Origin of the sequence: Streptomyces solincola (assembly GCF_002982015.1) — a bacterium.
Taxonomy (GTDB): Bacteria; Actinomycetota; Actinomycetes; order Streptomycetales; family Streptomycetaceae; genus Streptomyces; species Streptomyces solincola.
In genome coordinates this window covers 14,708-39,936 of the sequence record NZ_PVLV01000020.1, presented here as the reverse complement: position 1 = coordinate 39,936, position 25,229 = coordinate 14,708, and the positions used below count along the sequence as shown (strand labels likewise).

General features: G+C 71.3%; 25 protein-coding genes and 4 tRNA genes. 21 read left to right on the top strand and 8 right to left on the bottom strand.

Annotation, left to right across the window (positions count from 1 at the left end):
* Positions 1–22 precede the first annotated feature (22 nt).
* The 5 genes from C6N75_RS01710 to C6N75_RS01690 all read left to right on the top strand — a co-directional run bounded on the left by C6N75_RS01710 (position 23) and on the right by C6N75_RS01690 (position 5,336).
* Positions 23–1,669, top strand: a complete 1,647-nt coding sequence (locus C6N75_RS01710; RefSeq protein WP_105867049.1) for a complex I subunit 4 family protein — start codon at positions 23–25, stop codon at positions 1,667–1,669.
* The gene (locus C6N75_RS01705; protein ID WP_105867038.1) at positions 1,666–3,366 is read left to right on the top strand and encodes an NADH-quinone oxidoreductase subunit N; all 1,701 of its coding nucleotides are present in this window, start codon (positions 1,666–1,668) and stop codon (positions 3,364–3,366) included. The genes C6N75_RS01710 and C6N75_RS01705 overlap by 4 nt, the downstream gene beginning before the upstream one ends.
* A gap of 84 nt (positions 3,367–3,450) precedes the next feature.
* A complete protein-coding gene (gene mscL, locus C6N75_RS01700; RefSeq protein WP_105867037.1) occupies positions 3,451–3,906 on the top strand; it encodes a large conductance mechanosensitive channel protein MscL in 456 nt (151 codons plus the stop codon).
* Positions 3,907–4,080: 174 nt separating this feature from the next.
* On the top strand, positions 4,081–4,944 hold the full coding sequence (gene htpX, locus C6N75_RS01695) for a zinc metalloprotease HtpX (protein ID WP_105867036.1): 864 nt from the start codon (positions 4,081–4,083) through the stop codon (positions 4,942–4,944).
* Positions 4,941–5,336, top strand: coding sequence for a YccF domain-containing protein (locus tag C6N75_RS01690; RefSeq protein WP_105867035.1), 396 nt, complete (start codon positions 4,941–4,943; stop codon positions 5,334–5,336). Before htpX ends, C6N75_RS01690 begins: the two co-directional genes overlap by 4 nt.
* Positions 5,337–5,575: 239 nt before the next feature.
* Here the strand turns inward: C6N75_RS01690 and C6N75_RS01685 are convergent, their stop codons facing one another.
* The 3 genes from C6N75_RS01685 to C6N75_RS01675 form a co-directional block, all read right to left on the bottom strand.
* Positions 5,576–6,253 carry an alpha-ketoglutarate-dependent dioxygenase AlkB family protein gene (locus C6N75_RS01685; protein WP_258177165.1) on the bottom strand — a complete coding sequence of 226 codons (678 nt, stop codon included), beginning with the start codon at positions 6,251–6,253 and terminating at the stop codon, positions 5,576–5,578.
* Positions 6,250–6,798 carry a methylated-DNA--[protein]-cysteine S-methyltransferase gene (locus C6N75_RS01680; RefSeq protein ID WP_105867034.1) on the bottom strand — a complete coding sequence of 183 codons (549 nt, stop codon included), beginning with the start codon at positions 6,796–6,798 and terminating at the stop codon, positions 6,250–6,252. Before C6N75_RS01680 ends, C6N75_RS01685 begins: the two co-directional genes overlap by 4 nt.
* Positions 6,799–6,996: 198 nt before the next feature.
* Positions 6,997–7,485, bottom strand: a complete 489-nt coding sequence (locus tag C6N75_RS01675; RefSeq protein ID WP_105867033.1) for a YajQ family cyclic di-GMP-binding protein — start codon at positions 7,483–7,485, stop codon at positions 6,997–6,999.
* Between the two features lie 235 nt (positions 7,486–7,720).
* Between C6N75_RS01675 and C6N75_RS01670 the strand changes: the two genes are divergently transcribed.
* Positions 7,721–7,802: transfer RNA gene (locus C6N75_RS01670), tRNA-Tyr, on the top strand.
* An 89-nt stretch (positions 7,803–7,891) separates the two neighbouring features.
* Here C6N75_RS01670 and C6N75_RS01665 read toward each other — a convergent pair.
* The 3 genes from C6N75_RS01665 to C6N75_RS01655 form a co-directional block, all read right to left on the bottom strand.
* Positions 7,892–8,491 (bottom strand): GyrI-like domain-containing protein, encoded by a 600-nt coding sequence (locus C6N75_RS01665; protein WP_105867032.1) that lies wholly within the window; start codon positions 8,489–8,491, stop codon positions 7,892–7,894.
* Positions 8,491–9,147, bottom strand: coding sequence for an SDR family oxidoreductase (locus C6N75_RS01660; protein ID WP_105867047.1), 657 nt, complete (start codon positions 9,145–9,147; stop codon positions 8,491–8,493). Before C6N75_RS01660 ends, C6N75_RS01665 begins: the two co-directional genes overlap by 1 nt.
* 64 nt (positions 9,148–9,211) lie before the next feature.
* A complete protein-coding gene (locus tag C6N75_RS01655) occupies positions 9,212–10,438 on the bottom strand; it encodes an amidohydrolase family protein (RefSeq protein ID WP_105867031.1) in 1,227 nt (408 codons plus the stop codon).
* A gap of 159 nt (positions 10,439–10,597) precedes the next feature.
* Here C6N75_RS01655 and C6N75_RS01650 point away from each other — a divergent pair.
* The 6 genes from C6N75_RS01650 (at position 10,598) to C6N75_RS01625 (ending at position 13,160) form a co-directional block, all read left to right on the top strand.
* A tRNA-Thr gene (locus C6N75_RS01650) sits at positions 10,598–10,670 on the top strand.
* A gap of 47 nt (positions 10,671–10,717) precedes the next feature.
* A tRNA-Met gene (locus C6N75_RS01645) sits at positions 10,718–10,790 on the top strand.
* Positions 10,791–10,882: 92 nt separating this feature from the next.
* A complete protein-coding gene (rpmG, locus tag C6N75_RS01640; protein ID WP_003948671.1) occupies positions 10,883–11,047 on the top strand; it encodes a 50S ribosomal protein L33 in 165 nt (54 codons plus the stop codon).
* 117 nt (positions 11,048–11,164) lie between these two features.
* Positions 11,165–11,620 (top strand): MaoC family dehydratase N-terminal domain-containing protein, encoded by a 456-nt coding sequence (locus C6N75_RS01635; RefSeq protein WP_105867030.1) that lies wholly within the window; start codon positions 11,165–11,167, stop codon positions 11,618–11,620.
* A 4-nt stretch (positions 11,621–11,624) separates the two neighbouring features.
* Complete coding sequence (locus C6N75_RS01630; protein WP_105867029.1) at positions 11,625–12,053, top strand: MaoC family dehydratase; 429 nt, start codon at positions 11,625–11,627, stop codon at positions 12,051–12,053.
* Positions 12,054–12,083: 30 nt separating this feature from the next.
* Positions 12,084–13,160 (top strand): UDP-N-acetylmuramate dehydrogenase, encoded by a 1,077-nt coding sequence (locus tag C6N75_RS01625; RefSeq protein ID WP_181160282.1) that lies wholly within the window; start codon positions 12,084–12,086, stop codon positions 13,158–13,160.
* Positions 13,161–13,184: 24 nt separating this feature from the next.
* On the opposite strand, the gene C6N75_RS01620 is transcribed toward C6N75_RS01625, so the two are convergent.
* Both C6N75_RS01620 and C6N75_RS01615 read right to left on the bottom strand, forming a co-directional pair.
* Entirely contained in the window at positions 13,185–14,213 is a 1,029-nt protein-coding gene (locus tag C6N75_RS01620; protein ID WP_105867028.1) for an adenosine deaminase, read from the bottom strand.
* Between the two features lie 135 nt (positions 14,214–14,348).
* Positions 14,349–15,575 (bottom strand): pyridoxal phosphate-dependent aminotransferase, encoded by a 1,227-nt coding sequence (locus C6N75_RS01615; RefSeq protein ID WP_181160281.1) that lies wholly within the window; start codon positions 15,573–15,575, stop codon positions 14,349–14,351.
* Between the two features lie 161 nt (positions 15,576–15,736).
* On the opposite strand from C6N75_RS01615, the gene C6N75_RS01610 reads away from it, so the two are divergent.
* The 9 genes from C6N75_RS01610 to rpoB all read left to right on the top strand — a co-directional run bounded on the left by C6N75_RS01610 (position 15,737) and on the right by rpoB (position 25,136).
* Positions 15,737–15,809 (top strand) — tRNA-Trp (locus C6N75_RS01610).
* Between the two features lie 102 nt (positions 15,810–15,911).
* Positions 15,912–16,190 (top strand): preprotein translocase subunit SecE, encoded by a 279-nt coding sequence (secE, locus tag C6N75_RS01605; RefSeq protein WP_105867026.1) that lies wholly within the window; start codon positions 15,912–15,914, stop codon positions 16,188–16,190.
* 77 nt (positions 16,191–16,267) lie between these two features.
* Positions 16,268–17,242 carry a transcription termination/antitermination protein NusG gene (gene nusG, locus C6N75_RS01600; protein WP_105867025.1) on the top strand — a complete coding sequence of 325 codons (975 nt, stop codon included), beginning with the start codon at positions 16,268–16,270 and terminating at the stop codon, positions 17,240–17,242.
* A 158-nt stretch (positions 17,243–17,400) separates the two neighbouring features.
* Entirely contained in the window at positions 17,401–17,835 is a 435-nt protein-coding gene (gene rplK, locus C6N75_RS01595; protein WP_105867024.1) for a 50S ribosomal protein L11, read from the top strand.
* A gap of 99 nt (positions 17,836–17,934) precedes the next feature.
* Entirely contained in the window at positions 17,935–18,663 is a 729-nt protein-coding gene (rplA, locus tag C6N75_RS01590; protein WP_105867023.1) for a 50S ribosomal protein L1, read from the top strand.
* A 155-nt stretch (positions 18,664–18,818) separates the two neighbouring features.
* Entirely contained in the window at positions 18,819–19,760 is a 942-nt protein-coding gene (locus C6N75_RS01585; protein ID WP_105867022.1) for a hypothetical protein, read from the top strand.
* Positions 19,761–20,055: 295 nt separating this feature from the next.
* On the top strand, positions 20,056–20,589 hold the full coding sequence (gene rplJ / locus C6N75_RS01580) for a 50S ribosomal protein L10 (protein WP_105867021.1): 534 nt from the start codon (positions 20,056–20,058) through the stop codon (positions 20,587–20,589).
* A gap of 112 nt (positions 20,590–20,701) precedes the next feature.
* The gene (gene rplL / locus C6N75_RS01575; protein ID WP_105867020.1) at positions 20,702–21,088 is read left to right on the top strand and encodes a 50S ribosomal protein L7/L12; all 387 of its coding nucleotides are present in this window, start codon (positions 20,702–20,704) and stop codon (positions 21,086–21,088) included.
* A 562-nt stretch (positions 21,089–21,650) separates the two neighbouring features.
* A complete protein-coding gene (rpoB, locus tag C6N75_RS01565; protein ID WP_105867019.1) occupies positions 21,651–25,136 on the top strand; it encodes a DNA-directed RNA polymerase subunit beta in 3,486 nt (1,161 codons plus the stop codon).
* Positions 25,137–25,229 lie beyond the last annotated feature (93 nt).

Here is a 25,229-nt window from a genome sequence, read left to right as displayed (position 1 = left end):
GATCGATATCAGCCCGTCCGTGATGCAGTTCCTCCTCGCGTTCGTCGTCGTCGGGCCGCTCCTGGGAGCGGCCGCCGCCCTGCTACCGGCGCCGCCCGGACTGAAGGGGAAGTCCCCGGACCAGGCCGTGCGACGCCACGCCGTGACCGTCACCGGGGCCGTGCTGGCCGCCGCCGTCGTCCTGGCGCTCGGCTTCGACCACCACCAGCCGTCCAGGATGCAGGCCACCACCGACATCCCCTGGATCCCCGCACTGGACGTGCGCATCCACCTCGGCATCGACGGCATCTCCCTCCCCCTGGTGGTCCTGACCGCGCTGCTGACCTTCCTGTGCGCGCTCCACAGCTACTTCTCGCCGCCCCCGGGCCCCTCCCCGAAGGCGTTCACCGCCCTCCTGCTCGTCCTGGAAGCCGGCACCCTGGCCAGCTTCGCCGTCCTCGACCTGCTGCTGTTCTTCCTGGCGTTCGAGATGGTGCTCATCCCGATGTACTTCCTCATCGCCCGCTGGGGCGGCGCCGGCCGCCGGGCCGCGGCTTGGCGGTTCATCCTCTACACGCTGCTCGGCTCGGTCGTCATGCTGCTCGGCCTGCTTCTCATCGGCCTGAGGGCGGGCACATTCGACATGGTGGCACTCGCCACTGACAACGGCCGGTCACTCACCGTGTCCGTGCAGGTCATCGCCGTCCTGGCGATCGGGATCGGGCTGGCCGTGAAGACCCCGATGTGGCCGCTGCACAGTTGGCTGCCGGACGCCCACACCGCCGCCCCCACCGTCGGCTCGGTGCTCCTGGCCGGCGTCCTGCTGAAGATGGGCACCTACGGATTCGTCCGCATCGTCCTGCCGATCGCGCCCGACGGCATGCGGGTCTTCGCCCCCTACCTCGCCGCGCTCGCCGTCATCGGCATCGTCTACGGCTCGCTCGCCTGCCTCTCCCTGGCCCGCACCGGCGCGGGCGGCGACCTCAAGCGGCTCATCGCCTACTCCTCCGTCGGCCACATGGGCTTCGTCCTCCTCGGCATCGCCACCATGACCCCCACCGGAGTCAACGGCGCCCTCTTCGCCAACATCGCCCACGGCCTCATCACCGGACTGCTGTTCTTCCTGGTCGGAGCCGTCAAGGAGCGCTACGGCAGCGCCGACCTGGACACCCTCGCCGGGGCCGCGGGCGCCGCGCTCTACGGGCGCGCCCCGCGCCTGGGCGGCCTGTTCGCGTTCGCCGCCGTCGCCTCGCTCGGCCTGCCCGGGCTGGCCGGCTTCTGGGGCGAGATGCTCGCCCTCTTCGGCGCCTTCCAGCCGGCCGAGGGGCTCAGCCGCCCGGCCTTCCTCACCTTCACCGCCGTCGGCGCGTTCGGCACCCTGCTCACCGCGGCCTACCTGCTGGTCGTCGTCCGCCGGTTGTGCATGGGCGGCGAACCCGCCGCCCTCGCCCAGGAGACCTACCGGGAAACGGCCGGGGGCCCCGCACCCGCCTCCGATGCCGCAGCCGGTCGCGATCCGGCCCCGCGGCGGGCTCCCGTCTTCGCCCCACTCGCCGACATCCGGCCGTACGAGGCCGCCGCCTGGGCGCCGCTGGCCGCGTTGACCGTCCTGGCCGGCCTGTGGCCCGCCGTCCTCCTCGGCCTCACCGACCCGGCCGTGCAGCAGCTCCTCGCAGGAGGCAACCAGTGACCGCCGCCACGGCCGCCGCCCAAGCCGTTGCCAACGCCGCGGCGGCGCCCGCCGACCTCGTCCAGACCGTCGACTGGACGGCCGTCGCGCCCCCGGTCATCGCCGCCGCGGTGGCCCTGCTGGTCCTCGTCGCCGACCTCTTCGTCCCGCCGGAGCGCCGGCGGCTGCTCGGCTGGGCGGCCATCGCCGGCCTGGCCGCCGCGATGCTCGCCCTGCTGCCGCTGCGGGCCGGTGACCGCTCCACCTTCTGCCTCACCACCGACCCCGCCACCTGTAGCTACACCGCCGACCACTTCACCCTGGCCGTGCAGTTCCTGGTGCTCGGCGGGGCCCTGCTGACCGCCCTCCTCTCGCTCACCGAGACCGCGCCCGGGCGACGCGGCGAGAGCGGCCTGCCGGCCGGTGAGTACTGGTTCCTGCTGCTGTCCTCCACCGCCGGCACCGCCCTGTTGCCCGCCTCGCGCGACCTGGCAACCCTGGTCGTCGCCCTGGAGGTGGCCTCGTTGCCCGCGTTCGCGCTCGTCGGCCTCCGCCGCGGCGACCGGCTGTCCGGCGAGGCCGCGCTGAAGTTCTTCCTGTCCTCGGTCACCGCGACCGCCGTCACCCTGCTCGGGGCGAGCTTCGTCTACGCCGTGACCGGCACCCTGCACCTCACCGGCATCGCCGAGGCGCTGCCGGACGCGCCGGACCAGTTGGCAACCCTGGCAACGGCCGGCGTCGCCCTCACCCTGGTCGGCTTCGCCTTCAAGACGGCCGCGGTGCCGTTCCACTTCTGGGTGCCCGACACCTACGCCGGCGCCCCGCTGCCGGTCGCCGCCTACCTGTCCGTGGTCGGCAAGGCGGTCGGCTTCACCGGCCTGGTGCTGGTCGCCGTCGTCGCCTTCCCGGCGTACGCGGACGTCTGGGGCCCCGCCCTCGCCGTGCTCGCCGCGCTCACCATGACCGCGGGCAACCTCGCCGCGCTGCGCCAGTCCGCCACCCGCGCGCTGAGCGCGGTACGCCTGCTCGCCTGGTCGTCCGTCGGCCAGGCCGGCTACCTCCTGGTGCCGGTCGCGGCCGCCGCGTACACCGGCGCCGCAGCGATCGGCTCCACCATCGCGTACGCCCTGATGTACGCGGTCGTGAACCTCGGCGCCTTCACCGTGGTCGCCCTGGTGGCCCGGACCCGCCCGGCCAAGCGGATCGCCGACTTCCGCGGCCTGTACGCCGCCCGTCCGGGCACCGCCCTGGCCATGGCCTTCTTCCTGCTCTGCCTGGCGGGGCTGCCGCCGGGCATCATCGGTCTGTTCGCCAAGGTGACCGTCTTCTCGGCGGCCGTGGACGCGGGGCTGGGCTGGCTAGCCGCCATCATGGCCGTGAACGTGGTGCTCGGCCTGTACTACTACCTGCGCTGGACGGCCGTCCTCTTCCGCGCCCCGGCCCCGGCGGCCTCCCCGGAGCCCGTCCTGGCAACGCCGGCCGGCCCCGGAAACGGCGCCTCGGCAACGGCAGCCGCCCCAGGAAACGGCGCCTTGGCAACGGCAGGAAACGGCACCTTGGCAACGGCACCCGCACCGGCCTCCACCCCGCCGAAGGACTCCGCGGCCCCCGTTCCGCTGCCGCTCGCCGCCGCCCTGGTGCTCACCACCGTCGCGGCCGTCGCCCTCTCCGGCTACCCGCAGCTCATCCTGACCTTCGCCGCCCGCAGCCTTTTCTGAGCCGCGCCCCAGGGTCTTAGAGTCTCCCCCGGCCCATCCCGACCGGCACCACGCACCACGCAGACGCATCACAAGGAGCAGGCCGTGCTCAACGGTTTCAAGGACTTCATCCTCCGCGGCAACATCATCACCATGGCGATCGGCCTCGCGGTGGGCGCCGCCTTCACGGCGGTCGTCACGGCGTTCAGCAACGCCTTCATCACCCCGCTCATCGGCATAGCGACCGGAACCGTCGGCGACTTCAGCAAGAAGACCTTCACCGTCCAGGGCGCGCACTTCCCGTACGGCCTGTTCATCGGCGCCCTGCTCGCCTTCATGATCACCGCGGCGGTGCTCTACTTCTTCGTCGTCGTCCCCATGGTCAAGATCCAGAACCGGTTCAAGCGGGACGCCCCCTTCGACATCAAGGCGGCCGTCCGCGACTGCCCGTTCTGCTACACCGAGATCCCGGCCGTCGCCAGCCGCTGCGGCCACTGCACCAGCGAGGTCGTCCCGCTGCCTGAGGCCCTTCAGAAGGCCGGCCTGCCCGCCCAGCGGTAGGCCCCGGCGCAGGCCCCGGCAACCGCCTTCACCCGTACGGCTGAGCCCGCCGCCCCGCGGACCTGGGAACCCGTGCCTCCCGCCTGGCGTTGACCAAGCGGGAAGGGTCCACTGAAGGACGTGGACCAGCACCACGCAGAGGGTTCCCCTGCCGCACCATCTGGAGGGCGTACCGTGCACCGCCGGCACAACGGGCTGAGGACCGCGGTCCTCCTCGGAGGACTGTCCGCGCTGATCATCCTGATCGGCGGTTTCTTCGGGCGTACGGGCCTCATCGTCGCGCTTCTCGTCGCGCTCGGCACCAACGCCTACGCGTACTGGAACAGCGACAAGCTCGCGCTGCGCGCCATGCGGGCCCGACCGGTCAGCGAGTTCGAGGCGCCCCAGCTCTACCGGATGGTCCGCGAGCTCTCCACCCAGGCCCGGCAGCCCATGCCCCGGCTCTACATCTCGCCGACCCAGGCGCCCAACGCCTTCGCCACCGGCCGCAACCCGCGCAACGCCGCGGTCTGCTGCACCGACGGCATCCTGCGGATACTCGACGAGCGGGAGCTGCGCGGCGTCATCGGCCACGAGCTGAGCCACGTCTACAACCGGGACATCCTGATCTCCTCGGTCGCCGGCGCGCTCGCCTCGGTGATCATGTTCCTGGTGAACTTCGCCTGGCTGATCCCGATCGGCCGCTCGGACGACGACGAGGGCCCCGGGCTGCTCGGCATGCTGCTGATCATGCTGCTGGGGCCGCTCGCCGCCTCCGTCATCCAGTTGGCGATCAGCCGCTCCCGGGAGTACGAGGCGGACGCCTCGGGCGCCCAGCTCACCGGCGACCCGCTGGCGCTGGCGAGCGCGCTGCGCAAGCTGGAGGCCGGCGCCAAGCAGCTCCCGCTGCCGCCGGAGCCCCGCCTGGAGACGGCGAGCCACATGATGATCGCCAACCCCTTCCGGCCCGGACAGGGCCTCTCCAAGATGTTCTCCACGCACCCGCCCATGGCCGAGCGCATCGCCCGGCTCGAACGGATGGCAGGCCCCCGACCGTGAAGACAATCCTGAACGTCATCTGGCTCGTCCTCTGCGGCTTCTGGATGTTCCTCGGCTACCTCGCCGCCGGGCTGCTGCTGTGCATCACGATCATCGGCATCCCGTTCGGCGTGGCGGCCTTCCGCATCGGCGTCTACGCGCTGTGGCCCTTCGGCCAGACCGTCGTCGACCGCCGGGACGCGGGCGCCGGCTCCTTCGTGGTCAACGTGCTGTGGCTGATCCTCGCCGGTTGGTGGCTCGCGCTGGGCCACGTCGTCACCGGCATCGCGCTGTGCGTCTCGATCATCGGCATCCCGCTGGGCATCGCCAATTTCAAGCTCATCCCGGTGTCGCTGTTCCCGCTCGGCAAGGAGATCGTCCCGACCGACCGCCCGCTGGTCTCCGGCTGGTAATCCGCCCGCCACCCGTTGTCAGTGGCGTGGTGCAGCATGAGGGCATGACCGAGTACGAGGAGCGGCCGGGGGGCCGCGGCGCGGGGGCGGACGACCCCTGGAGCGTGGACGCCCTCACCGTGGCCGAGGCCCTGGAGCCGCTGCTGGACGGCACGGGCTGGTTCGCCGACGAGTACGGCGTCCACCCGGCCCCGGACGACACGGACGACGACGGCGCCGGCCCGGCCCGGGACGCGGAGCTACGAGGCGGCCCGGCGGCCGCCCAGACCCGTCTCGCGCAGGGTGACGTTCAGCCGGCCGGACTCCAGGCCGGCCGCCGGGTCGCCGGCGCCGGAGAGCACCCTGGGCACCCCGTGGTACGCGAAGCGGGAAGGCCCGCCGAAGACGAAGAGGTCACCCGAGAGCAGCTCGACGTCCGTGTAGGGGCGGCCCCGGGTCTCGGTGTTGCCGAACCGGAAGACGCAGGCGCCGCCGATGCTGAGGGAGACCACCGGAGCGCCCGACCGCTCCTCCTTGTCCTGGTGCATGCCCATCCGCGCGGCGGAGTCGTAGAAGTTCACCAGCGCCGTGTCCGGGGCGTAACCGCCGTGCTCGCCGTACGCCGCGGTGACCGCGGCACGGCCCAGTTCGGCCAGCCACTCCGGGAAGCCGGCCACCGGAGCGCCGTTCACGTCGTCCGCCGTCCGCGAATAGCGGTACGGCTGCCAGTGCCAGCCCACGCAGACCGTGCGCACCGACATCACTCCGCCGCCGGGGAGGGCCGTGTGCCGCATCGGCACCGGTCCGCGCGCCCAGTCCCGGCACGCCTCGACCAGGTGCCGCCGGCGCTCGGCCGCCAGCCACCCGGGCAGGTGCACCGCGCCCGGGGCGACCTCCCGGCGCTCCCGCGCCACGGAGAACAGCGCGTCGTCCGTCACGGCGACGGCGTGCCCACCAGGGCCCCGGCCACCACGGACGGGTCCGCCGCGGCGGCCCCCTCAAGACCGAGCAGCAGGCGCTTGCGGTCCAGCCCGGCCGCGTAGCCGCGCAGTGCCCCGTCAGCGCCGATCACCCGGTGGCAGGGGCGGACGACGAGCAGCGGGTTGCGGCCGATCGCCGTCCCGACGGCGCGCACCCCCGCGCCGGTCGCCCCGACCAGCGCCGCGATCTGCCCGTAGCTGACCGTCTCGCCGTACGGGATGTCCTCCAGCGCTCGCCAGACCCGGCGCTGGAAGTCGGTCCCGGTGTCCGCGTACGGCAGGTCGAAGCGGGTCAGCGTCCCGTCGAAGTACGCCGTGAGCTGCGCGACCACGTCGGCGAAAGCCCCCGGGGCGTGCCGCCACCCGTCCTGGACCACGGGGGCGCCCTTCTGCCCGGGCACCGAGAGCGAGACGAGTCCGGTCCGTCGCGCCCCGGCGTCGTCCTCGCGTCCGACCAGCAGCATCGCGCCCAGCGGGCTGTCGGCATACGCGTACACCGTCATGATCCGTCCCTTCCTCGCCCTGCCGTTCCCTTCCTCACCGCACCGTCCAGTGTGCTGACCCAGCGGCCCGAGGGCTGGCGGCTTTCGGACACCGAGGCGACGGGGCCGGCGCGGTCGCGGCCGCCCGGCAGGACGGCGCGGTCCCCGTCACCGGCCGACCGCGCCGCCACCCTGCCCTCAGTTCCGCTGTCCGCGTTCCTACCGGTAGTTCACGAACTGCAGGGCGAACTCGAAGTCCTGGCCCTTCAGCAGCGAGATAACGGTCTGGAGGTCGTCGCGGCTCTTGGAGCTGACGCGCAGCTCGTCGCCCTGCACCTGGGCCTTGACGCCCTTGGGCCCCTCGTCGCGGATGACCTTGGCGACCTTCTTGGCGTTCTCCTGGGAGATGCCCTCCTCGATGGAGGCGAAGATCTTGTACTCCTTGCCGGAGAGCTGCGGCTCCCCGGCGTCCAGCGCCTTCAGCGAGATGCCGCGCTTGATCAGCTTGGACTGGAAGACGTCGAGGATGGCGTTGACCCGCTCCTCGGAGTTCGCCTGCATCAGGATCTTCTCGCCGGACCAGGCGATGGAGGCCCCGACGTTCTTGAAGTCGTAGCGCTGCGAGATCTCCTTCGCCGCCTGGTTGAGGGCGTTGTCGACCTCCTGCCGCTCGACCTTCGAGACGATGTCGAAACTGGAGTCGGCCATGTCCTGTGGCTCCTTGGTTCGGGTGCGTACGGATGTGCGGACACCAGTGGGCACCTGCGCGTACGGGCTGCCGCCACGCGCGTCCGGGCCCCGGCCGCACCGCAAGCCTAGCCACCCGGGCCCGCCCCCAGCGCTGATCAATCCGGTGGCGGAGCACCCCTCGGCATCAGGTATCGTTTACGTCGTTGCCACGGGGAACCGCCGCAGAGCGGCCCTCTCCACGGTGACATCCCATGGCGGTGTGCCCGAGTGGCCAATGGGAGCGGACTGTAAATCCGTCGGCTTAGCCTACCCAGGTTCGAATCCTGGCGCCGCCACGCCATTGAACGGCCCCCGATCAGCGGAAACGCGATCGGGGGCCGTTCTGGTATGCCGCCTCCGGACCGGCGAGGCCCGGAGGCGCGCCCTACACCCCGTCCGCCAGTCGGAAGGCCAGGTCGATCTGCCAGTCGGCGGGGTCGGGGTGGAGGCGGGGGTCGGTGCGGTAGAGCTCCAGGCGGCAGCCCCAGCGTTCGGTGCCGTCGACCTCGCGCATGTCCCATTCCCGGCCCTCGGCGGCGGCCCAGGCGCGCAGGGCGGTCTCGGCCTCGGGGAGCAGGTCCGGGGGGCCGGTGTGGGTGAGGACGGCGTAGTCGCCGGCGGGGAGGAGGGCGACGCCCACGTCGCCCTCCGGTTCGGGGAGGTCGGCGACCGGTACGCCGGCCTCCACCTCGCACTCGCCGTCCAGGGAGAGGGAGTTGTAGCGGAAGAAGGGAGCGCCGCCGACCGGCACGTCGCGGGCGGCGAGCCAGGCGACCAGTTCGGGCAGCCGGTCGGCGATCTCGGCGAAGCCGTCCATGCGGACGGTGCGGCGGAGGAAGACGTAGGGCTGCTCGGGGCGGCGGCGGACTTCCGGGCTGGAGGGGCCGGCGGAGCCAGAGGCACTGGAGGGGCCAGCGGAACCGGAGGAACCAGAGGTGCCGGAGAGGGAGGCGGACGGGTCGGGTGCGGCGGGTTGGTGGGTCATCAGTTGCCCGCGATGTCCTTGACGGCGACCGTCACCGGCACGGAGCCGCCGACGAGTTCGAGGGTCAGGCCGACGGCGGCCGGGGTGTCGACCAGCTCGGCGAGCACCGCGGCGACGTCGTCCCGGGCCACCGGGCCCCGGCCGGTCGACGCCTCCAGCCGGACCAGTCCGGTGCCGGCGTCGTTGGTCAGCATGCCGGGCTTGAGGATCGTCCAGCCGAGACCGGCGAGCGAGCGGACATGGGCGTCCGCCTCGCCCTTGGCCCGCAGATAGACGTCGAACACCTCGTCACCCTGGTGCTCCGGGTCCGCGCCCATGGAGGAGACCTGGAGCAGCCGGGGCACGCCCGCGCGGACCGCCGCGTCGGCGAAGAGCACGGCCGCGTCCCGGTCGACGCTCTGCTTGCGCTCCACTCCGCTGCCCGGCCCGGCGCCGGCGGCGAAGACCGCCACGTCGGCCCCGGCCAGCACGTCCTCGACCGCCTCGATGGCCGCCGACTCCAGGTCCAGTTCCACCGGCTCGGCGCCGGCCTCCACCAGGTCGTCCGCCTGCTCCGGGGTGCGGATCAGGCCCGCCACCCGGTGCCCGCTCGCCGAGAGCAGCCGCTCAAGGCGCAGGGCGATCTGACCGTGTCCACCAGCGATGACAATGCGCATGCTCACGACCGTACGACTCGGCGGAGCGAAACGCGCAGCGAGCCGCCCGGGAAGACGGCCGGGTTCAGGGGCGGGGATGGTGCTGGCGGGGGAGGTCGAGGGCGGCCGCGGAGTCGCAGTACTCGCGGACCGCGCTGGTGCGGGCCACCACCCGGCCCCGGTGCACCACGATCCGGCTGTACGCCAGGGACAGCACCCCGGCCAGGCGTTCGCCGCGCACCGCCAGCAGCTCCGCCGGGAAGCCGGCCTCCACCCGTACCGCCGGCAGCCCCATCGCCCGCCGGGCCTCCTCGCCCACCGCCGCGTACGCCTCCTCCGGTCGCAGCCCCTCCTGCGAGGCCAGCAGGAAGGCGGCCTCCAGCGGGTCGCCGCGGCCCACCGGGTTGGCCGCGTCGCGCAGCGCGCCGCCGCCCGCCGCGACCCGCACCCCTGCCGAGCGCAGCAGCCGCACCGGCGCCGTACCGCGCACATCGCTGCCCGCGCAGCCTCCCTGCGGCAGGCAGACCACCGACACCCCGGCTGCCGCCAGTCCGTCGGCGGCCCGTGCGGCGACGTCCGCCGGGAGCCGCCCGAGGGCCGCACACGGTCCGATCGCGACCCCGGGCCGCAGTCCGCCCGCCATGGCCGCCCAGCGGGCCAGCCGGGCCGGGTCGTCGCCGTCGGTGTGCAGGTCCACCGGGCGGCCGTGCTCCGCCGCCACCGCGAGGACGGCCTCCACGTGCCCGGCCGGGTCGGGGTCCAGGGCGGGCCGCCCGCCGACCACCGCGGCGCCCATGCTGACCGCGTCCCGCAGCAGTGCGAGGCCCTCGGCGCCAGCCGCCCCGGTCAGCCGCCCCGGCAGGGCGACGGCGGTCAGGTCGACCAGTCCGCGGAGCGAGCGGCGGGCCTGGAGGACGGCCTCCAGGGCGCCCAGGCCCTGCACGTCGCCGATCCGCACATGGGCCCGGAGCGCGGTGGCGCCGTGGCCGAGCTGGAGCAGCGCCGCCTCGGTGGCCCGGCGCTGGACCTCGTCCGGGGTGTGCGGGACGGGGCCGGGGGCGTCCGCGCCGAGCGCGGTGTCGGCGTGCGCGTGCGGCTCGGCCGGGGCGGGCAGCAGCAGGTAGCCGGCGAGGTCGACGCGGGCGCCGTGGACCGGCAGGCTGCCCGCGGTGCCGACCGCCTCGATGCGGCCGCCGGCCAGCCGTACGTCCACCCGCCGGCCGTCGGTCAGCAGGGCGCCGCTCAGCAGCAGCGCCGTGGCGTCGGTGGTGGCGCCCTCGGACGGTCGCGGCTGCTGGCTGTCGAAGGACATCGGGCTCCTGGCGGCGTGGGACTGCGTACGGACTCTGCGCACTGAGGGTGCGTGAATGATCACACAGTGTGAGTCCAGCCGGGGTGCCGACGGGCGGTGGAGGCGCGGTGAAACGGATTTGGGCGAACGGCACGCGACCGTGTAATGTCTTCATCGCTCGCCCCAATAGCTCAGTCGGTAGAGCGTCTCCATGGTAAGGAGAAGGTCTACGGTTCGATTCCGTATTGGGGCTCTGATGTTCGGTGATCCTCGCCTTCGGGTGAGGGGATCCGGCATCGCAGCGGTGTAGCTCAGTCGGTAGAGCAAGCGGCTCATAATCGCTGTGTCACCGGTTCAAGTCCGGTCACCGCTACTCACTAAGTGTAGCCGATTGCAGGGTCGGTCCTTCGATCGGCTACTCTTTCTTGCGTTCATCCGTCCATCCGTCCGTCAAGGAGCACTCACGTGGCTGCCACCGACGTCCGCCCGAAGATCACGCTGGCCTGCGTGGAGTGCAAGGAGCGGAACTACATCACCAAGAAGAACCGGCGCAACAACCCGGACCGTCTTGAGATGAAGAAGCACTGCCCGCGCTGCAACGCGCACACCGCGCACCGCGAGACGCGCTGAAACAGGCTCGTACACGAGGCCGCTCCCATCCAGGGGGCGGCCTCGTGTCGTTTCCCGGTACGGGCGGGCCGGCCCGCCGACCGTATTCCTTGATCGCTTGCAGGAGGTAACGCGTCCATGGCGCTCGACCAGTCCTTCGTGGGACGGAGCTACCCGCCCACCGCCCCCTACGAGGTCGGCCGGGAGAAGATCCGCGAATTCGCCGAGGCGATCGGCGACGCGAATCCCGTCTACACCGACACCGAGGCGGCGAAGGCACTCGGTCACCCGGAGGTCATCGCCCCGCCGACCTTCGTGTTCGCCATCAGCTTCCAGGCCGCCCGGCAGGTGATCAGCGACCCGCAGCTCGGTCTGGACTACAGCCGGGTCGTCCACGGCGACCAGAAGTTCGCCTACAGCCGCCCGGTGCGGGCCGGCGACCGGCTCTCCGTCACCTCCACCATCGAGGCGATCAAGTCCATGGCGGGCAACGACATCCTGGACATCCGCGGCGAGGTCCACGACGAGGCCGGCGAGCACGTGGTGACCGCCTGGACCAAGCTGGTGGCCCGCGCGGCCGCAGAGGAGGCCTGAGCCGATGACCGCGAAGATCGCGTACGACGAGGTCGAGGTCGGCGCCGAGCTGCCGGCCCAGAGCTTTCCCGTGACCCGCGAGACCCTCGTGCGGTACGCGGGCGCCTCCGGTGACTTCAACCCCATCCACTGGAACGAGCGGTTCGCCGTCCAGGTGGGCCTGCCCGACGTCATCGCGCACGGCATGTTCACCATGGCCGAGGCCGCCCGGGTGGTCACCGACTGGGCCGGCGACCCGGCCGCGGTGGTCGAGTACGGGGTGCGCTTCACCAAGCCGGTCGTGGTGCCCGACGACGACACCGGCGCCCTCGTCGAGGTCAGCGCCAAGGTCGCCGCCAAGCTGGACGACAACAAGGTCCGGGTCGACCTGACCGTCACCAGCGCCGGGCAGAAGGTGCTGGGGATGTCGCGGGCCGTCGTCCGGCTGGCGTAGCCGCCCCGCGTGGCAGACGACCTCGCACGGGTGGCACGTAACCTGTCACCCGTGCACGTACTCCACGACGCCCCCCTCGCGCCCCTGACCACCTTCCGGCTCGGCGGGCCCGCCACCCGGCTCGCGACGGCGACCACCGACGACGAGGTGATCGCCGTCGTGCGCGAGGCGGACCAGACCGGCACCCCGCTGCTGATCATCGGCGGCGGCTCCAACCTGGTCATCGGGGACAAGGGCTTCGAGGGCACCGCCCTGCGCATCGCCACCAGCGGCTACGCCCTGGACGGCGGCACACTCGAGCTGGCCGCCGGCGAGAACTGGTCGGAGGCCGTCGCCCGCACCGTCGAGGCCGGGCTCGCCGGCATCGAGTGCCTGGCCGGCATCCCCGGCTCGGCCGGCGCCACACCGATCCAGAACGTCGGGGCGTACGGCCAGGAGGTGTCCGCCACCATCAGCGAGGTCGTCGCCTACGACCGGCGGACCCGCGAGACCGTCGTCATCCCGAACGCCGAGTGCGCGTTCTCCTACCGGCACAGCCGCTTCAAGGCCGACCCCGGCCGCTACGTCGTGCTGCGGGTCCGCTTCGAGCTGGAGGACGCCGGCGGGATGAGCGCCCCGCTGCGGTACGCGGAGACCGCCCGCTCGCTCGGCGTGCGGGTCGGCGACCGGGTGCCCGCCGCCGACGCCCGCAGGACGGTGCTCGCGCTGCGCGCCGGCAAGGGGATGGTGCTGGACGCCGAGGACCACGACACCTGGTCCGCCGGGTCGTTCTTCACCAACCCGATCCTGACCGAGGAGGCGTACGGGGCCTTCCTCGGCCGCGTCCGCGAACGGCTCGGCGAGGACGCCGCGCCGCCCGCCTACCCGGCGGGGGAGGGGCTGACCAAGACCTCGGCCGCCTGGCTGATCGACCAGGCCGGCTTCACCAAGGGGTACGGCGCCGGGCCCGCCCGCATCTCCACCAAGCACACCCTCGCCCTCACCAACCGCGGCGAGGCCACCACCGAGGACCTGCTGGCGCTCGCCCGCGAGGTCGTCGAGGGGGTCAGGGACGCCTTCGGCGTCACCCTCGTCAACGAGCCGGTGACGGTCGGCGTCAGCCTCTAGCTCCCTTCCTCCCTCCCGCGCCGCTCAGCACTCCAACCACTCGTCGACCCCCGCCAGCAGCTTCGCCTGGACGTCGGGCGGGGCGGCGGAGCCGCGGATCGACTGGCGGGCCAGCTCGGCCAGTTCCGCGTCGGTGAAACCGTGGTGGGTCCGGGCGATCTCGTACTGGGCGGCCAGCCGGGAGCCGAACAGCAGCGGGTCGTCCGCGCCGAGCGCCATCGGCACCCCCGCCTCGTACAGCGTCCGCAGCGGCACCTGCTCCGGCTTCTCGTACACCCCGAGCGCCACATTGGACGCCGGGCAGACCTCGCAGGTCACCCCCCGCTCGGCCAGCCTGCGCAGCAGCCGCGGATCCTCCGCCGCCCGTACGCCGTGCCCGATCCGCGCCGCGCCCAGGTCGTCCAGGCAGTCGCGGACCGAGGCCGGGCCGGTCAGCTCGCCGCCGTGCGGGGCCGCCAGCAGCCCGCCCTCTCGGGCGATGGCGAAGGCCCGGTCGAAGTCGCGGGCCATGCCGCGCCGCTCGTCGTTGGAGAGCCCGAAGCCGATCACCCCGCTGCCGGCGTACCGCACCGCGAGCCGGGCCAGCGTCCGGGCGTCCAGCGGGTGCTTCATCCGGTTCGCCGCGACGATCACCCGCATCCCGAGCCCGGTCTCCCTGGACGCGGAGTCCACCGCGTCCAGGATGATCTCCAGCGCCGGGATCAGCCCGCCCAGCCGGGGCGCGTACGAGGTGGGGTCGACCTGGATCTCCAGCCACCCCGAGCCGTCCCGGACGTCCTCCTCGGCCGCCTCGCGCACCAGCCGCCGGATGTCCTCGGGCGTACGCAGGCAGGAGCGGGCCGCGTCGTACAGCCGCTGGAAGCGGAACCAGCCCCGCTCGTCGGTCGCCCGCAGCTTCGGCGGCTCGCCCCCGGTCAGCGCGTCGGGCAGGTGGACGCCGTGCTCGCCGGCCAGCTCCAGCAGGGTGGCCGGGCGCATCGATCCGGTGAAGTGCAGGTGCAGATGGGCCTTGGGCAGCAGACGCAGGTCGCGCGGGGGGTGAGGGTGCTCCATCCGGAGATCCTGCCAAAGGCGGCGCGCCGAGGGCAGCCCCTTTCGGCGGCCGGGCCCTGATCGGGTGCTTGCCAGAACGCGAGAGCGGGCCCGGGGATCGCCTCCCCGGGCCCGCTCACCGACGCCGTACGCGGATCAGTCGCGGGCCTCGGCCAGCAGCTTCTGCATCCGGGAGACGCCCTCGACCAGGTCCTCGTCGCCCAGCGCGTAGGACAGCCGCAGGTAGCCCGGGGTGCCGAACGCCTCACCCGGGACGACCGCCACCTCGACCTCGGTGAGGATCAGCTCGGCCAGCTCCACCGTGGTCTGCGGGCGCTTGCCGCGGATCTCCTTGCCCAGCAGGCCCTTGACCGAGGGGTAGGCGTAGAACGCGCCCTCGGGGGTGGGGCAGACCACGCCCTCGATCTCGTTGAGCATCCGCACGATGGTCTGGCGGCGCCGGTCGAAGGCGGTGCGCATCTCGGCGACCGCGGCCAGGCTGCCGGAGACCGCGGCCAGCGCGGCGACCTGCGCCACGTTGGAGACGTTGGAGGTGGCGTGCGACTGGAGGTTGGTCGCCGCCTTCACCACGTCCTTCGGGCCGATGATCCAGCCCACCCGCCAGCCGGTCATCGCGTACGTCTTCGCCACGCCGTTGACCACGACGCACTTGTCGCGCAGCTCGGGCAGCAGCGCGGGCAGCGAGGTGAACTCCGCGTCCCCGTACACCAGGTGCTCGTAGATCTCGTCGGTCAGCACCCACAGGCCGTGCTCGACGGCCCAGCGGCCGATCGCCTCGGCGTCCTCGCGGCTGTAGACCGCGCCGGTGGGGTTGGACGGGGAGACGAAGAGCACCACCTTGGTGTTCTCGGTGCGGGCCGCCTCCAGCTGCTCCACCGACACCCGGTAGCCGGTGGTCTCGTCGGCGACCACCTCCACCGGGACGCCGCCGGCCAGCCGGATCGACTCCGGGTACGTCGTCCAGTACGGGGCGGGGACGATGACCTCGTCGCCCGGGTCCAGGATCGCGGCGAACGCCTCGTAGATCGCCTGCTTGCCGCCGTTGGTCACCAGCACCTGGGCGGGGTCGACCTCGTAGCCGGAGTCCCGCAGGGTCTTGGCGGCGATGGCCTTCTTCAGCTCGGGCAGGCCGCCGGCCGGGGTGTAGCGGTGGTTGCGCGGGTCGCGGCAGGCCTCGACCGCCGCCTCGACGATGTAGTCCGGCGTCGGGAAGTCGGGCTCGCCGGCGCCGAAGCCGATCACCGGGCGCCCGGCGGCCTTCAGGGCCTTGGCCTTGGCGTCGACGGCGAGGGTCGCGGACTCGGAGATCGCGCCGATGCGGGCGGAGACCCGGCGCTCGGAGGGAGGAGTTGCAGCGCTCATGCGGCCCATCGTCCCAGACCCCGGACGGCCGGGGTACACGGGTTTCACGGCGTGGACGGCCGCCGTCTGTTCGACGGGAGGCCGCTGACCACGTACACTCACTGCTCGTTGGCTCGCACCGACCACCGCCGCTGATGCGGTACGTTGGTGGAGAACGACAGAGGGTCGTAGCTCAATTGGTAGAGCACCGGTCTCCAAAACCGGCGGTTGGGGGTTCAAGTCCCTCCGGCCCTGCTACACACACCGCCAGGATGTGTGCGCAGGTATGTATGTCATTGCACCGCCGTGCGGCTCAACCCGGGCGCGGCACGGCCGACCCGGAATCAGGTGAGAGACGTGACGGACGCCGTAGGCTCCATCGACATGCCTGATGCCGAGGACGAGGCCCCCAAGAAGAACCGCAAGGGCGGCAAGCGCGGCAAGAAGGGCCCGCTGGGCCGTCTCGCGCTGTTCTACCGGCAGATCATCGCCGAGCTGCGCAAGGTCGTCTGGCCCACCCGCAGCCAGCTCACGACGTACACGACCGTAGTGATCGTCTTCGTCGTCGTCATGATCGGTCTGGTGACCGTCATCGACATCGGCTTCCAGGAAGCAGTCAAGTACGTCTTCGGCTGATTCCCGCGGAGGGCGCCTCGACAGGCGCCCCTTTTCGCATGTTCCACCCCATCTGTATCCAGGAAGAAGCAGCCACCGTGTCTGACCCGAACCTGAACGAGTCCGCCCAGGACGAGCTCGACATCGTCAAGGCGGCCGACGAGGACCAGGCGGAAGCTGCGGACGCCGCTGCCGGCGAGGCCGCGGAGGACGAGGCGCTGCACGTCGAGGACGAGGCGCTGGTCGAGGACGAGCTTCTGGCCACCGACGACATCGCGGCCGAGCACGGCTCCGAGGAGCCCGTCGACGAGGCCGTCGAGTCGGTCGAGGCGCAGCCGGTCGCCGTCGCCCAGGAGGTGGAGGCCGCGGTGGACGCCGGGGCCGCCGCCGAGGACGACGCCGCGCTGGCCGAGGAGCAGGCCGAGGCCGAGCCCGACGCCGAGCCGGCGGCCCCCGTCGACCCGGTCGCCGCGCTCCGCGACGAGCTGCGCGGTCTGCCCGGCGAGTGGTACGTGATCCACACCTACGCGGGCTACGAGAAGCGCGTGAAGGCCAACCTGGAGCAGCGCGCCGTCTCGCTGAACGTCGAGGACTTCATCTACCAGGCCGAGGTCCCCGAGGAAGAGATCGTCCAGATCAAGAACGGCGAGCGCAAGAACGTCCGGCAGAACAAGCTGCCCGGCTACGTGCTCGTCCGCATGGACCTCACCAACGAGTCCTGGGGCGTCGTCCGCAACACCCCCGGCGTCACCGGCTTCGTGGGCAACGCCTACGACCCGTACCCGCTGACCCTGGACGAGATCGTCAAGATGCTCGCCCCGGAGGCCGAGGAGAAGGCCGCCCGCGAGGCCGCCGAGGCCGAGGGCAAGCCGGCGCCCGCCCGCAAGGTCGAGGTGCAGGTGCTGGACTTCGAGGTCGGCGACTCGGTCACCGTCACCGACGGTCCGTTCGCCACCCTCCAGGCCACCATCAACGAGATCAACGCCGACTCGAAGAAGGTCAAGGGCCTCGTCGAGATCTTCGGCCGCGAGACCCCGGTCGAGCTGAGCTTCGACCAGATCCAGAAGAACTGATCGCACACAGATTTCCGACAGGTCGGGTCGGCCCTTGGGGCTGGTCTGACCTGTCGGTTTTTGGCCGTACAGCCATACCCGTTATCGTTGTGCGGTATGCCTCCATCCGGATGACCGGACGGTGGCTGGAAAACTCTCACTAGGACCCGGAGAGAGCTATGCCTCCCAAGAAGAAGAAGGTCACGGGGCTTATCAAGCTCCAGATCCAGGCCGGTGCGGCCAACCCGGCTCCGCCGGTCGGCCCCGCGCTCGGTCAGCACGGCGTCAACATCATGGAGTTCTGCAAGGCCTACAACGCCGCGACCGAGTCGCAGCGCGGCATGGTCGTGCCGGTGGAGATCACGGTCTACGAGGACCGCTCCTTCACCTTCATTACCAAGACTCCGCCGGCCGCCAAGCTGATCCTCAAGGCCGCGGGTGTGGACAAGGGCTCCGGCGAGCCGCACAAGACCAAGGTCGCCAAGCTGACGCGCGACCAGGTCCGTGAGATCGCCACGACCAAGCTGCCCGACCTCAACGCCAACGACCTCGACGCCGCCGAGAAGATCATCGCCGGCACCGCCCGTTCCATGGGCATCACCGTCGAGGGCTGAAACGGCTCGCAGGTCGGCGGCTGATCAGCCCCGTACCAGTGGCAGGGCCAGCGCCGGCCCGGACCACGACTCCCACCCCTGAACAACGCAGGAGAAGAAGTGAAGCGCAGCAAGGCTCTCCGCGGCGCGGACGCCAAGATCGACAAGACGCGTAGCTACGCGCCGCTCGAGGCCGTCCGTCTGGCCAAGGACACCGCCGCCACCAAGTTCGACGGCACCGTCGAGGTCGCCTTCCGCCTGGGTGTCGACCCGCGCAAGGCGGACCAGATGGTCCGTGGCACCGTGAACCTCCCGCACGGCACCGGCAAGACCGCCCGGGTCCTGGTCTTCGCGACCGGTGACCGTGCTGCGGCCGCGGAGGCCGCCGGCGCCGACATCGTCGGCTCGGACGAACTGATCGACGAGATCTCCAAGGGCCAGCGCCTGAACGAGTTCGACGCCGTCGTCGCCACCCCGGACCTCATGGGCAAGGTCGGCCGCCTCGGCCGCGTCCTCGGCCCGCGTGGTCTGATGCCGAACCCGAAGACCGGCACCGTCACCATGGACGTCGCCAAGGCCGTCACCGAGATCAAGGGCGGCAAGATCGAGTTCCGCGTGGACAAGCACTCCAACCTCCACTTCATCATCGGCAAGGTCTCCTTCGACGAGACCAAGCTGGTGGAGAACTACGCGGCCGCCCTCGAGGAGATCAACCGCCTCAAGCCGTCCGCCGCGAAGGGCCGCTACATCAAGAAGGCGACCCTGACCACCACCATGGGCCCCGGCATCCCGCTGGACGCCAACCGCACCCGCAACCTCCTCGTCGAGGAGGACCCGGCCGCCGTCTGAACCTGACGGCCGCCGCGGGCACCGCGTGCACCGGCCCCCGCTCCTTCCCGTACGGGAAGGAGCGGGGGCCTTCGCGTACCCGGGCCGCCGGGCGGCGGCATGCGGACCCCGGAGCCGGGTAACGGACCCCTACCGACGTGGGGAGGGGCCCGGCGATGAGGACGGACGCGATACGGCGTACGGCGGCCTGTGCGGCCGTCCTGGCGCTCGCGGCAGGCGTGAGCGGCTGCCGCGAGGTCTCCGGCCGTGACGTCGACGCCGGGGGCGGCTCCACCGCGGCGGCGGGCGAGCGCCTCACGCGGGCCCAGAGCGGGGAGACGATCCGGGCGGCGTACGAGAAGACGGCCGCGGCGAAGTCGTCGAAGGTCGCCATGGTGCTGCGGACGCCGGCCGGGATGCCGGGCGGCGGCGGGGCCCTGGAGCTGACCGAGGTCCAGCGGTGGGACCCGGCCGCCCTGGACGTCACGGTCGAGGGCTCCCCGCTGACGGCTGGCGACCGGAAGGCCCCCGCCTCGGTCCGCATGGTGCTGCGGGACGAGGTGCTCTACGCCGACCTGGGCGACAACGGCATCGAGGACCGGGACGGCCGGCGCTGGGTGAAGCTGGACCTGCGGGCCGCCGCCGAGGCGTCCGGGGACGCGGCGGTCAAGGAGCGGCTCACCACCGGTCTGGAGAACGTGAACCAGGACCCGGCCCGGCAGCTCGCGCTGCTGCTGGAGTCGCCGGACCTCAGGCACGTCGGCGCGGAGAAGGTGGACGGGGTCGGCGCCGACCACTACCAGGGCACGTTCAGCGTCGCGGAGACGGCCGGCGCCGACCGGATGTTCCGGTCGCTGCCGGAGCGGGAGCGGCGGGAGCTGATCGCCGGCATCGAGGAGTCCGGCGTCACGGCGTACGACACCGAGGTCTGGGTGGGCGAGGACGGCTACCCGGTCCGGATGGACGTCGGCGCGGACACCCCGCAGGGCCGGATCGCGCTGACCGCGCGCTACTCCGACTACGGCGCCGCCGCCCCCGTGCAGGCCCCGCCGGCCGCCGAGACCTTCGACCTGTTCGCCGAGCCGGGCGGGCGGAAGGGCGGCCTGCTCGGCGGCTGAGCCCCCGGGCGGAGCCTCACCCGAACGGGCCGATTTGTGTTCCGGCGCCGCCCTCCCGTACTCTTCCCCGGAAGCCAAAGACCGCTGGTCGCTGACGTGCGCTCCCGTAGCCGCGACAGCCGAAGGACTCCGCTGATCGCGGACGGCCTGCGCAGGTGACAGTGGATGAACTCCCCGGATCGTGATCCGGGTCGAGTCACGCCCCGTGCGCCTGCGCCGGGGCGTTTCGTTTTGCGTAAGTCTCCTTCCCTTCAGCGAGCGCGGTCCTGAATCACCCGGAAGGAGGCCGAGGCTCATGGCGAGGCCCGACAAGGCTGACGCGGTTGCCGAGCTGACGGACAAGTTCCGCAGCTCGAACGCCGCCGTGCTGACCGAGTACCGCGGTCTCACCGTGGCGCAGCTCAAGACGCTGCGCCGTTCGCTCGGTGAGAACGCCCAGTACGCCGTGGTGAAGAACACGCTGACCAAGATTGCGGCCCGTGAGGCCGGGATCGACTCGCTCGACGACCAGCTCTTCGCTGGCCCGACGGCGGTCGCCTTCGTCACCGGTGACCCGGTGGAGTCGGCGAAGGGTCTCCGTGACTTCGCCAAGGACAACCCCAACCTGATCATCAAGGGCGGTGTCCTTGACGGCAAGGCGCTGTCCGCCGATGAGATCAAGAAGCTCGCGGACCTCGAGTCCCGCGAGGTTCTGCTCTCCAAGCTGGCAGGCGCCATGAAGGGCAAGCAGTCCCAGACTGCCGCGCTCTTCCAGGCGCTCCCCTCGAAGCTCGTCCGCACCGTGGAAGCGCTTCGTGCCAAGCAGGACGAGCAGGGCGGTGCCGAGTAACTCGGCTCGCTTTCTGACTCCCGCCGCCTGACGCGGCAGGGGTCGCAGCGGGCCGACGCCCGCCTCACCCAGTACATCCGGCACCTGCCGATTTAGTGGAAGGACCGCCATCATGGCGAAGCTCTCTCAGGACGACCTGCTCGCTCAGTTCGAGGAGATGACCCTCATCGAGCTCTCCGAGTTCGTGAAGGCCTTCGAGGAGAAGTTCGACGTCACCGCCGCCGCCCCGGTGGCCGTCGCCGCCGGCGGCGGCGCCGGTGCCCCGGCCGCCGAGGCCGCCGAGGAGCAGGACGAGTTCGACGTCATCCTCACCGGCGCCGGCGACAAGAAGATCCAGGTCATCAAGGTCGTGCGCGAGCTGACCTCGCTGGGTCTGAAGGAGGCCAAGGACCTCGTCGACGGCACCCCGAAGCCGGTCCTGGAGAAGGTCAACAAGGAGGCCGCCGAGAAGGCCGCCGAGTCCCTCAAGGCCGCCGGTGCGGCTGTCGAGGTCAAGTGACCTCCTTCGGGTCTGCTGACTCGATGAGCGGGGCCTGAGCGCTCCGTACGGCGCCCGTCAGCGGGCGTCCGCCAGGGCGATCACCCATCCGGGTGGTCGCCCTTCGGCGTCTCCGGAGCCGGCGCGGCGGCCGCCTTGCGCCGGCCCGCACGGGGGGTATGGTGATCTTCGCCGTGCGCCGCGCGGGGCCAGGGGCCTTGACGAACCGCACGCGGCGCGCAATTCTCAGGACGCGCCGTCACAACGATCCGCATCCGAGGCATGGATCGACGACGCAGCGGGCAGTATCGATGTGCGCCGACGGCGCGAGGGCCGTGGAGTTGAGAACAACGAGGGATGCGATTTACTCGCCCTGGACATCAGTGAGCCATGTGGCTACACTGTCCCTTTGCGCTGCCTGTTAGCTGCTCCCTGCCCGTCACCAGGGGCATACCCTCGTAAGAACATCATCGGCTCACCTCGCTGACCTGGGCTTTCACCCAGGATGCGGAGCGTTCGCCGAGATGTCCGCCGGGGGGCCGGTACGCGCGTAGTGAGTCCGAGCCCTCGGAAGGACCCCCTCTTGGCCGCCTCGCGCAACGCCTCGACCGCGAATACGAACAACGGCGCCAGCACCGCCCCGCTGCGCATCTCCTTTGCAAAGATCAAGGAGCCCCTCGAGGTTCCGAACCTGCTCGCGCTGCAGACCGAGAGCTTTGACTGGCTGCTCGGCAACGCGGCGTGGAAGGCTCGTGTCGAGGCCGCTCTTGAGTCCGGACAGGACGTTCCCACCAAGTCCGGTCTGGAGGAGATCTTCGAGGAGATCTCCCCGATCGAGGACTTCTCCGGCTCGATGTCGCTGACCTTCCGCGACCACCGGTTCGAGCCCCCGAAGAACTCCATCGACGAGTGCAAGGACCGCGACTTCACGTACGCCGCGCCGCTCTTCGTCACGGCCGAGTTCACCAACAACGAGACCGGCGAGATCAAGTCCCAGACGGTCTTCATGGGCGACTTCCCGCTCATGACCAACAAGGGCACCTTCGTCATCAACGGCACCGAGCGTGTCGTGGTGTCCCAGCTCGTCCGCTCGCCCGGTGTCTACTTCGACTCCTCCATCGACAAGACGTCCGACAAGGACATCTTCTCCGCCAAGATCATCCCCTCCCGGGGCGCCTGGCTGGAGATGGAGATCGACAAGCGCGACATGGTCGGTGTCCGCATCGACCGCAAGCGCAAGCAGTCCGTCACCGTCCTCCTCAAGGCGCTCGGCTGGACGACCGAGCAGATCCTCCAGGAGTTCGGCGAGTACGAGTCCATGCGCGCCACCCTGGAGAAGGACCACACCCAGGGCCAGGACGACGCGCTGCTCGACATCTACCGCAAGCTGCGCCCGGGCGAGCCGCCGACCCGTGAGGCCGCGCAGACGCTGCTCGAGAACCTCTACTTCAACCCCAAGCGCTACGACCTCGCGAAGGTCGGCCGCTACAAGGTGAACAAGAAGCTCGGCGCGGACGAGCCACTGGACGCCGGCGTGCTCACCACCGACGACGTCATCGCCACCATCAAGTACCTGGTCAAGCTGCACGCCGGCGAGACCGAGACGACCGGCGAGAACGGCACGGAGATCGTCGTCGAGACCGACGACATCGACCACTTCGGCAACCGCCGCCTGCGCAACGTCGGCGAGCTGATCCAGAACCAGGTCCGCACGGGTCTCGCCCGTATGGAGCGGGTCGTGCGCGAGCGCATGACCACCCAGGACGTCGAGGCGATCACGCCGCAGACCCTGATCAACATCCGGCCGGTCGTCGCCTCCATCAAGGAGTTCTTCGGCACCAGCCAGCTCTCGCAGTTCATGGACCAGAACAACCCGCTGTCGGGTCTGACGCACAAGCGTCGTCTCTCGGCGCTGGGCCCCGGTGGTCTGTCGCGTGAGCGGGCCGGCTTCGAGGTCCGTGACGTGCACCCGTCCCACTACGGACGCATGTGCCCGATCGAGACCCCCGAAGGCCCGAACATCGGTCTGATCGGCTCGCTCGCCTCCTACGGCCGGGTCAACGCCTTCGGCTTCGTGGAGACCCCGTACCGCAAGGTCGTCGAGGGCCAGGTCACCGACGAGGTGGACTACCTGACCGCCGACGAGGAGGACCGCTTCGTCATCGCGCAGGCCAACGCGCCGCTCAACGACGACCTCCACTTCGAGGAGGCCCGCGTCCTGGTCCGCCGCCGCGGCGGCGAGGTCGACTACGTCGCGCCCGACGACGTGGACTACATGGACGTCTCGCCGCGCCAGATGGTGTCGGTCGCGACCGCCATGATCCCGTTCCTGGAGCACGACGACGCCAACCGCGCCCTGATGGGCGCGAACATGATGCGCCAGGCCGTCCCGCTCATCAAGGCGGAGGCGCCGCTCGTCGGCACCGGCATGGAGTACCGCTGCGCCACCGACGCCGGCGACGTCATCAAGGCCGAGAAGGACGGTGTCATCCAGGAGGTCTCGGCCGACTACGTCACCGTCGCCAACGACGACGGCACGTACACCACGTACCGCATCGCGAAGTTCTCCCGCTCCAACCAGGGCACCTCGGTCAACCAGAAGGTCGTCGTCTCCGAGGGCGACCGGGTGATCGAGGGCCAGGTGCTGGCCGACGGCCCCGCCACCGAGAACGGCGAGATGGCGCTCGGCAAGAACCTGCTGGTCGCCTTCATGCCGTGGGAGGGCCACAACTACGAGGACGCGATCATTCTGTCGCAGCGCCTCGTGCAGGACGACGTCCTCTCCTCGATCCACATCGAGGAGCACGAGGTCGACGCCCGTGACACCAAGCTGGGCCCCGAGGAGATCACCCGGGACATCCCGAACGTCTCCGAGGAGGTCCTCGCCGACCTCGACGAGCGCGGCATCATCCGCATCGGCGCCGAGGTCGTCGCCGGCGACATCCTGGTCGGCAAGGTCACCCCGAAGGGCGAGACCGAGCTGACCCCGGAGGAGCGCCTGCTCCGCGCGATCTTCGGCGAGAAGGCGCGCGAGGTCCGCGACACCTCGCTGAAGGTGCCGCACGGCGAGACCGGCAAGGTCATCGGCGTGCGCGTCTTCGACCGCGAGGAGGGCGACGAGCTTCCCCCGGGCGTCAACCAGCTCGTCCGCGTCTACGTGGCCCAGAAGCGCAAGATCACCGACGGTGACAAGCTCGCCGGCCGCCACGGCAACAAGGGCGTCATCTCCAAGATCCTGCCGATCGAGGACATGCCGTTCCTGGAGGACGGCACCCCGGTCGACATCATCCTCAACCCGCTCGGCGTCCCGTCCCGGATGAACCCGGGACAGGTGCTGGAGATCCACCTCGGCTGGCTCGCCAGCCGCGGCTGGGACGTCTCCGGTCTCGCCGACGAGTGGGCCGAGCGCCTCCAGGCGATCGGCGCCGACTCGGTCGCCCCGGGCACCAACGTCGCCACCCCGGTGTTCGACGGCGCCCGCGAGGACGAGCTGGCCGGCCTGCTCCAGCACACCATCCCCAACCGGGACGGCGAGCGGATGGTGGAGCCCACCGGCAAGGCGAGGCTGTTCGACGGCCGCTCCGGCGAGCCGTTCCCGGACCCGATCTCGGTCGGGTACATGTACATCCTCAAGCTGCACCACCTGGTCGACGACAAGCTGCACGCCCGGTCGACCGGTCCGTACTCGATGATCACCCAGCAGCCGCTGGGTGGTAAGGCCCAGTTCGGTGGCCAGCGGTTCGGTGAGATGGAGGTGTGGGCGCTGGAGGCTTACGGCGCCGCGTACGCCCTCCAGGAGCTGCTGACCATCAAGTCCGACGACGTCACCGGCCGCGTGAAGGTCTACGAGGCCATCGTCAAGGGCGAGAACATCCCTGAGCCCGGCATCCCCGAGTCCTTCAAGGTGCTCATCAAGGAGATGCAGTCCCTGTGCCTCAACGTGGAGGTGCTGTCCTCGGACGGCATGTCCATCGAGATGCGCGACACCGACGAGGACGTCTTCCGCGCGGCGGAGGAGCTCGGCATCGACCTGTCCCGGCGCGAGCCGAGCAGCGTCGAAGAGGTCTGACGGGCCCGGCCGGGGCTCCCGCAAGCCAGGAGCCCCGGCCGTCCCCGGGACCGTACAGACCATGATTGAGCGCCCCATTTCACTCGCTGATCT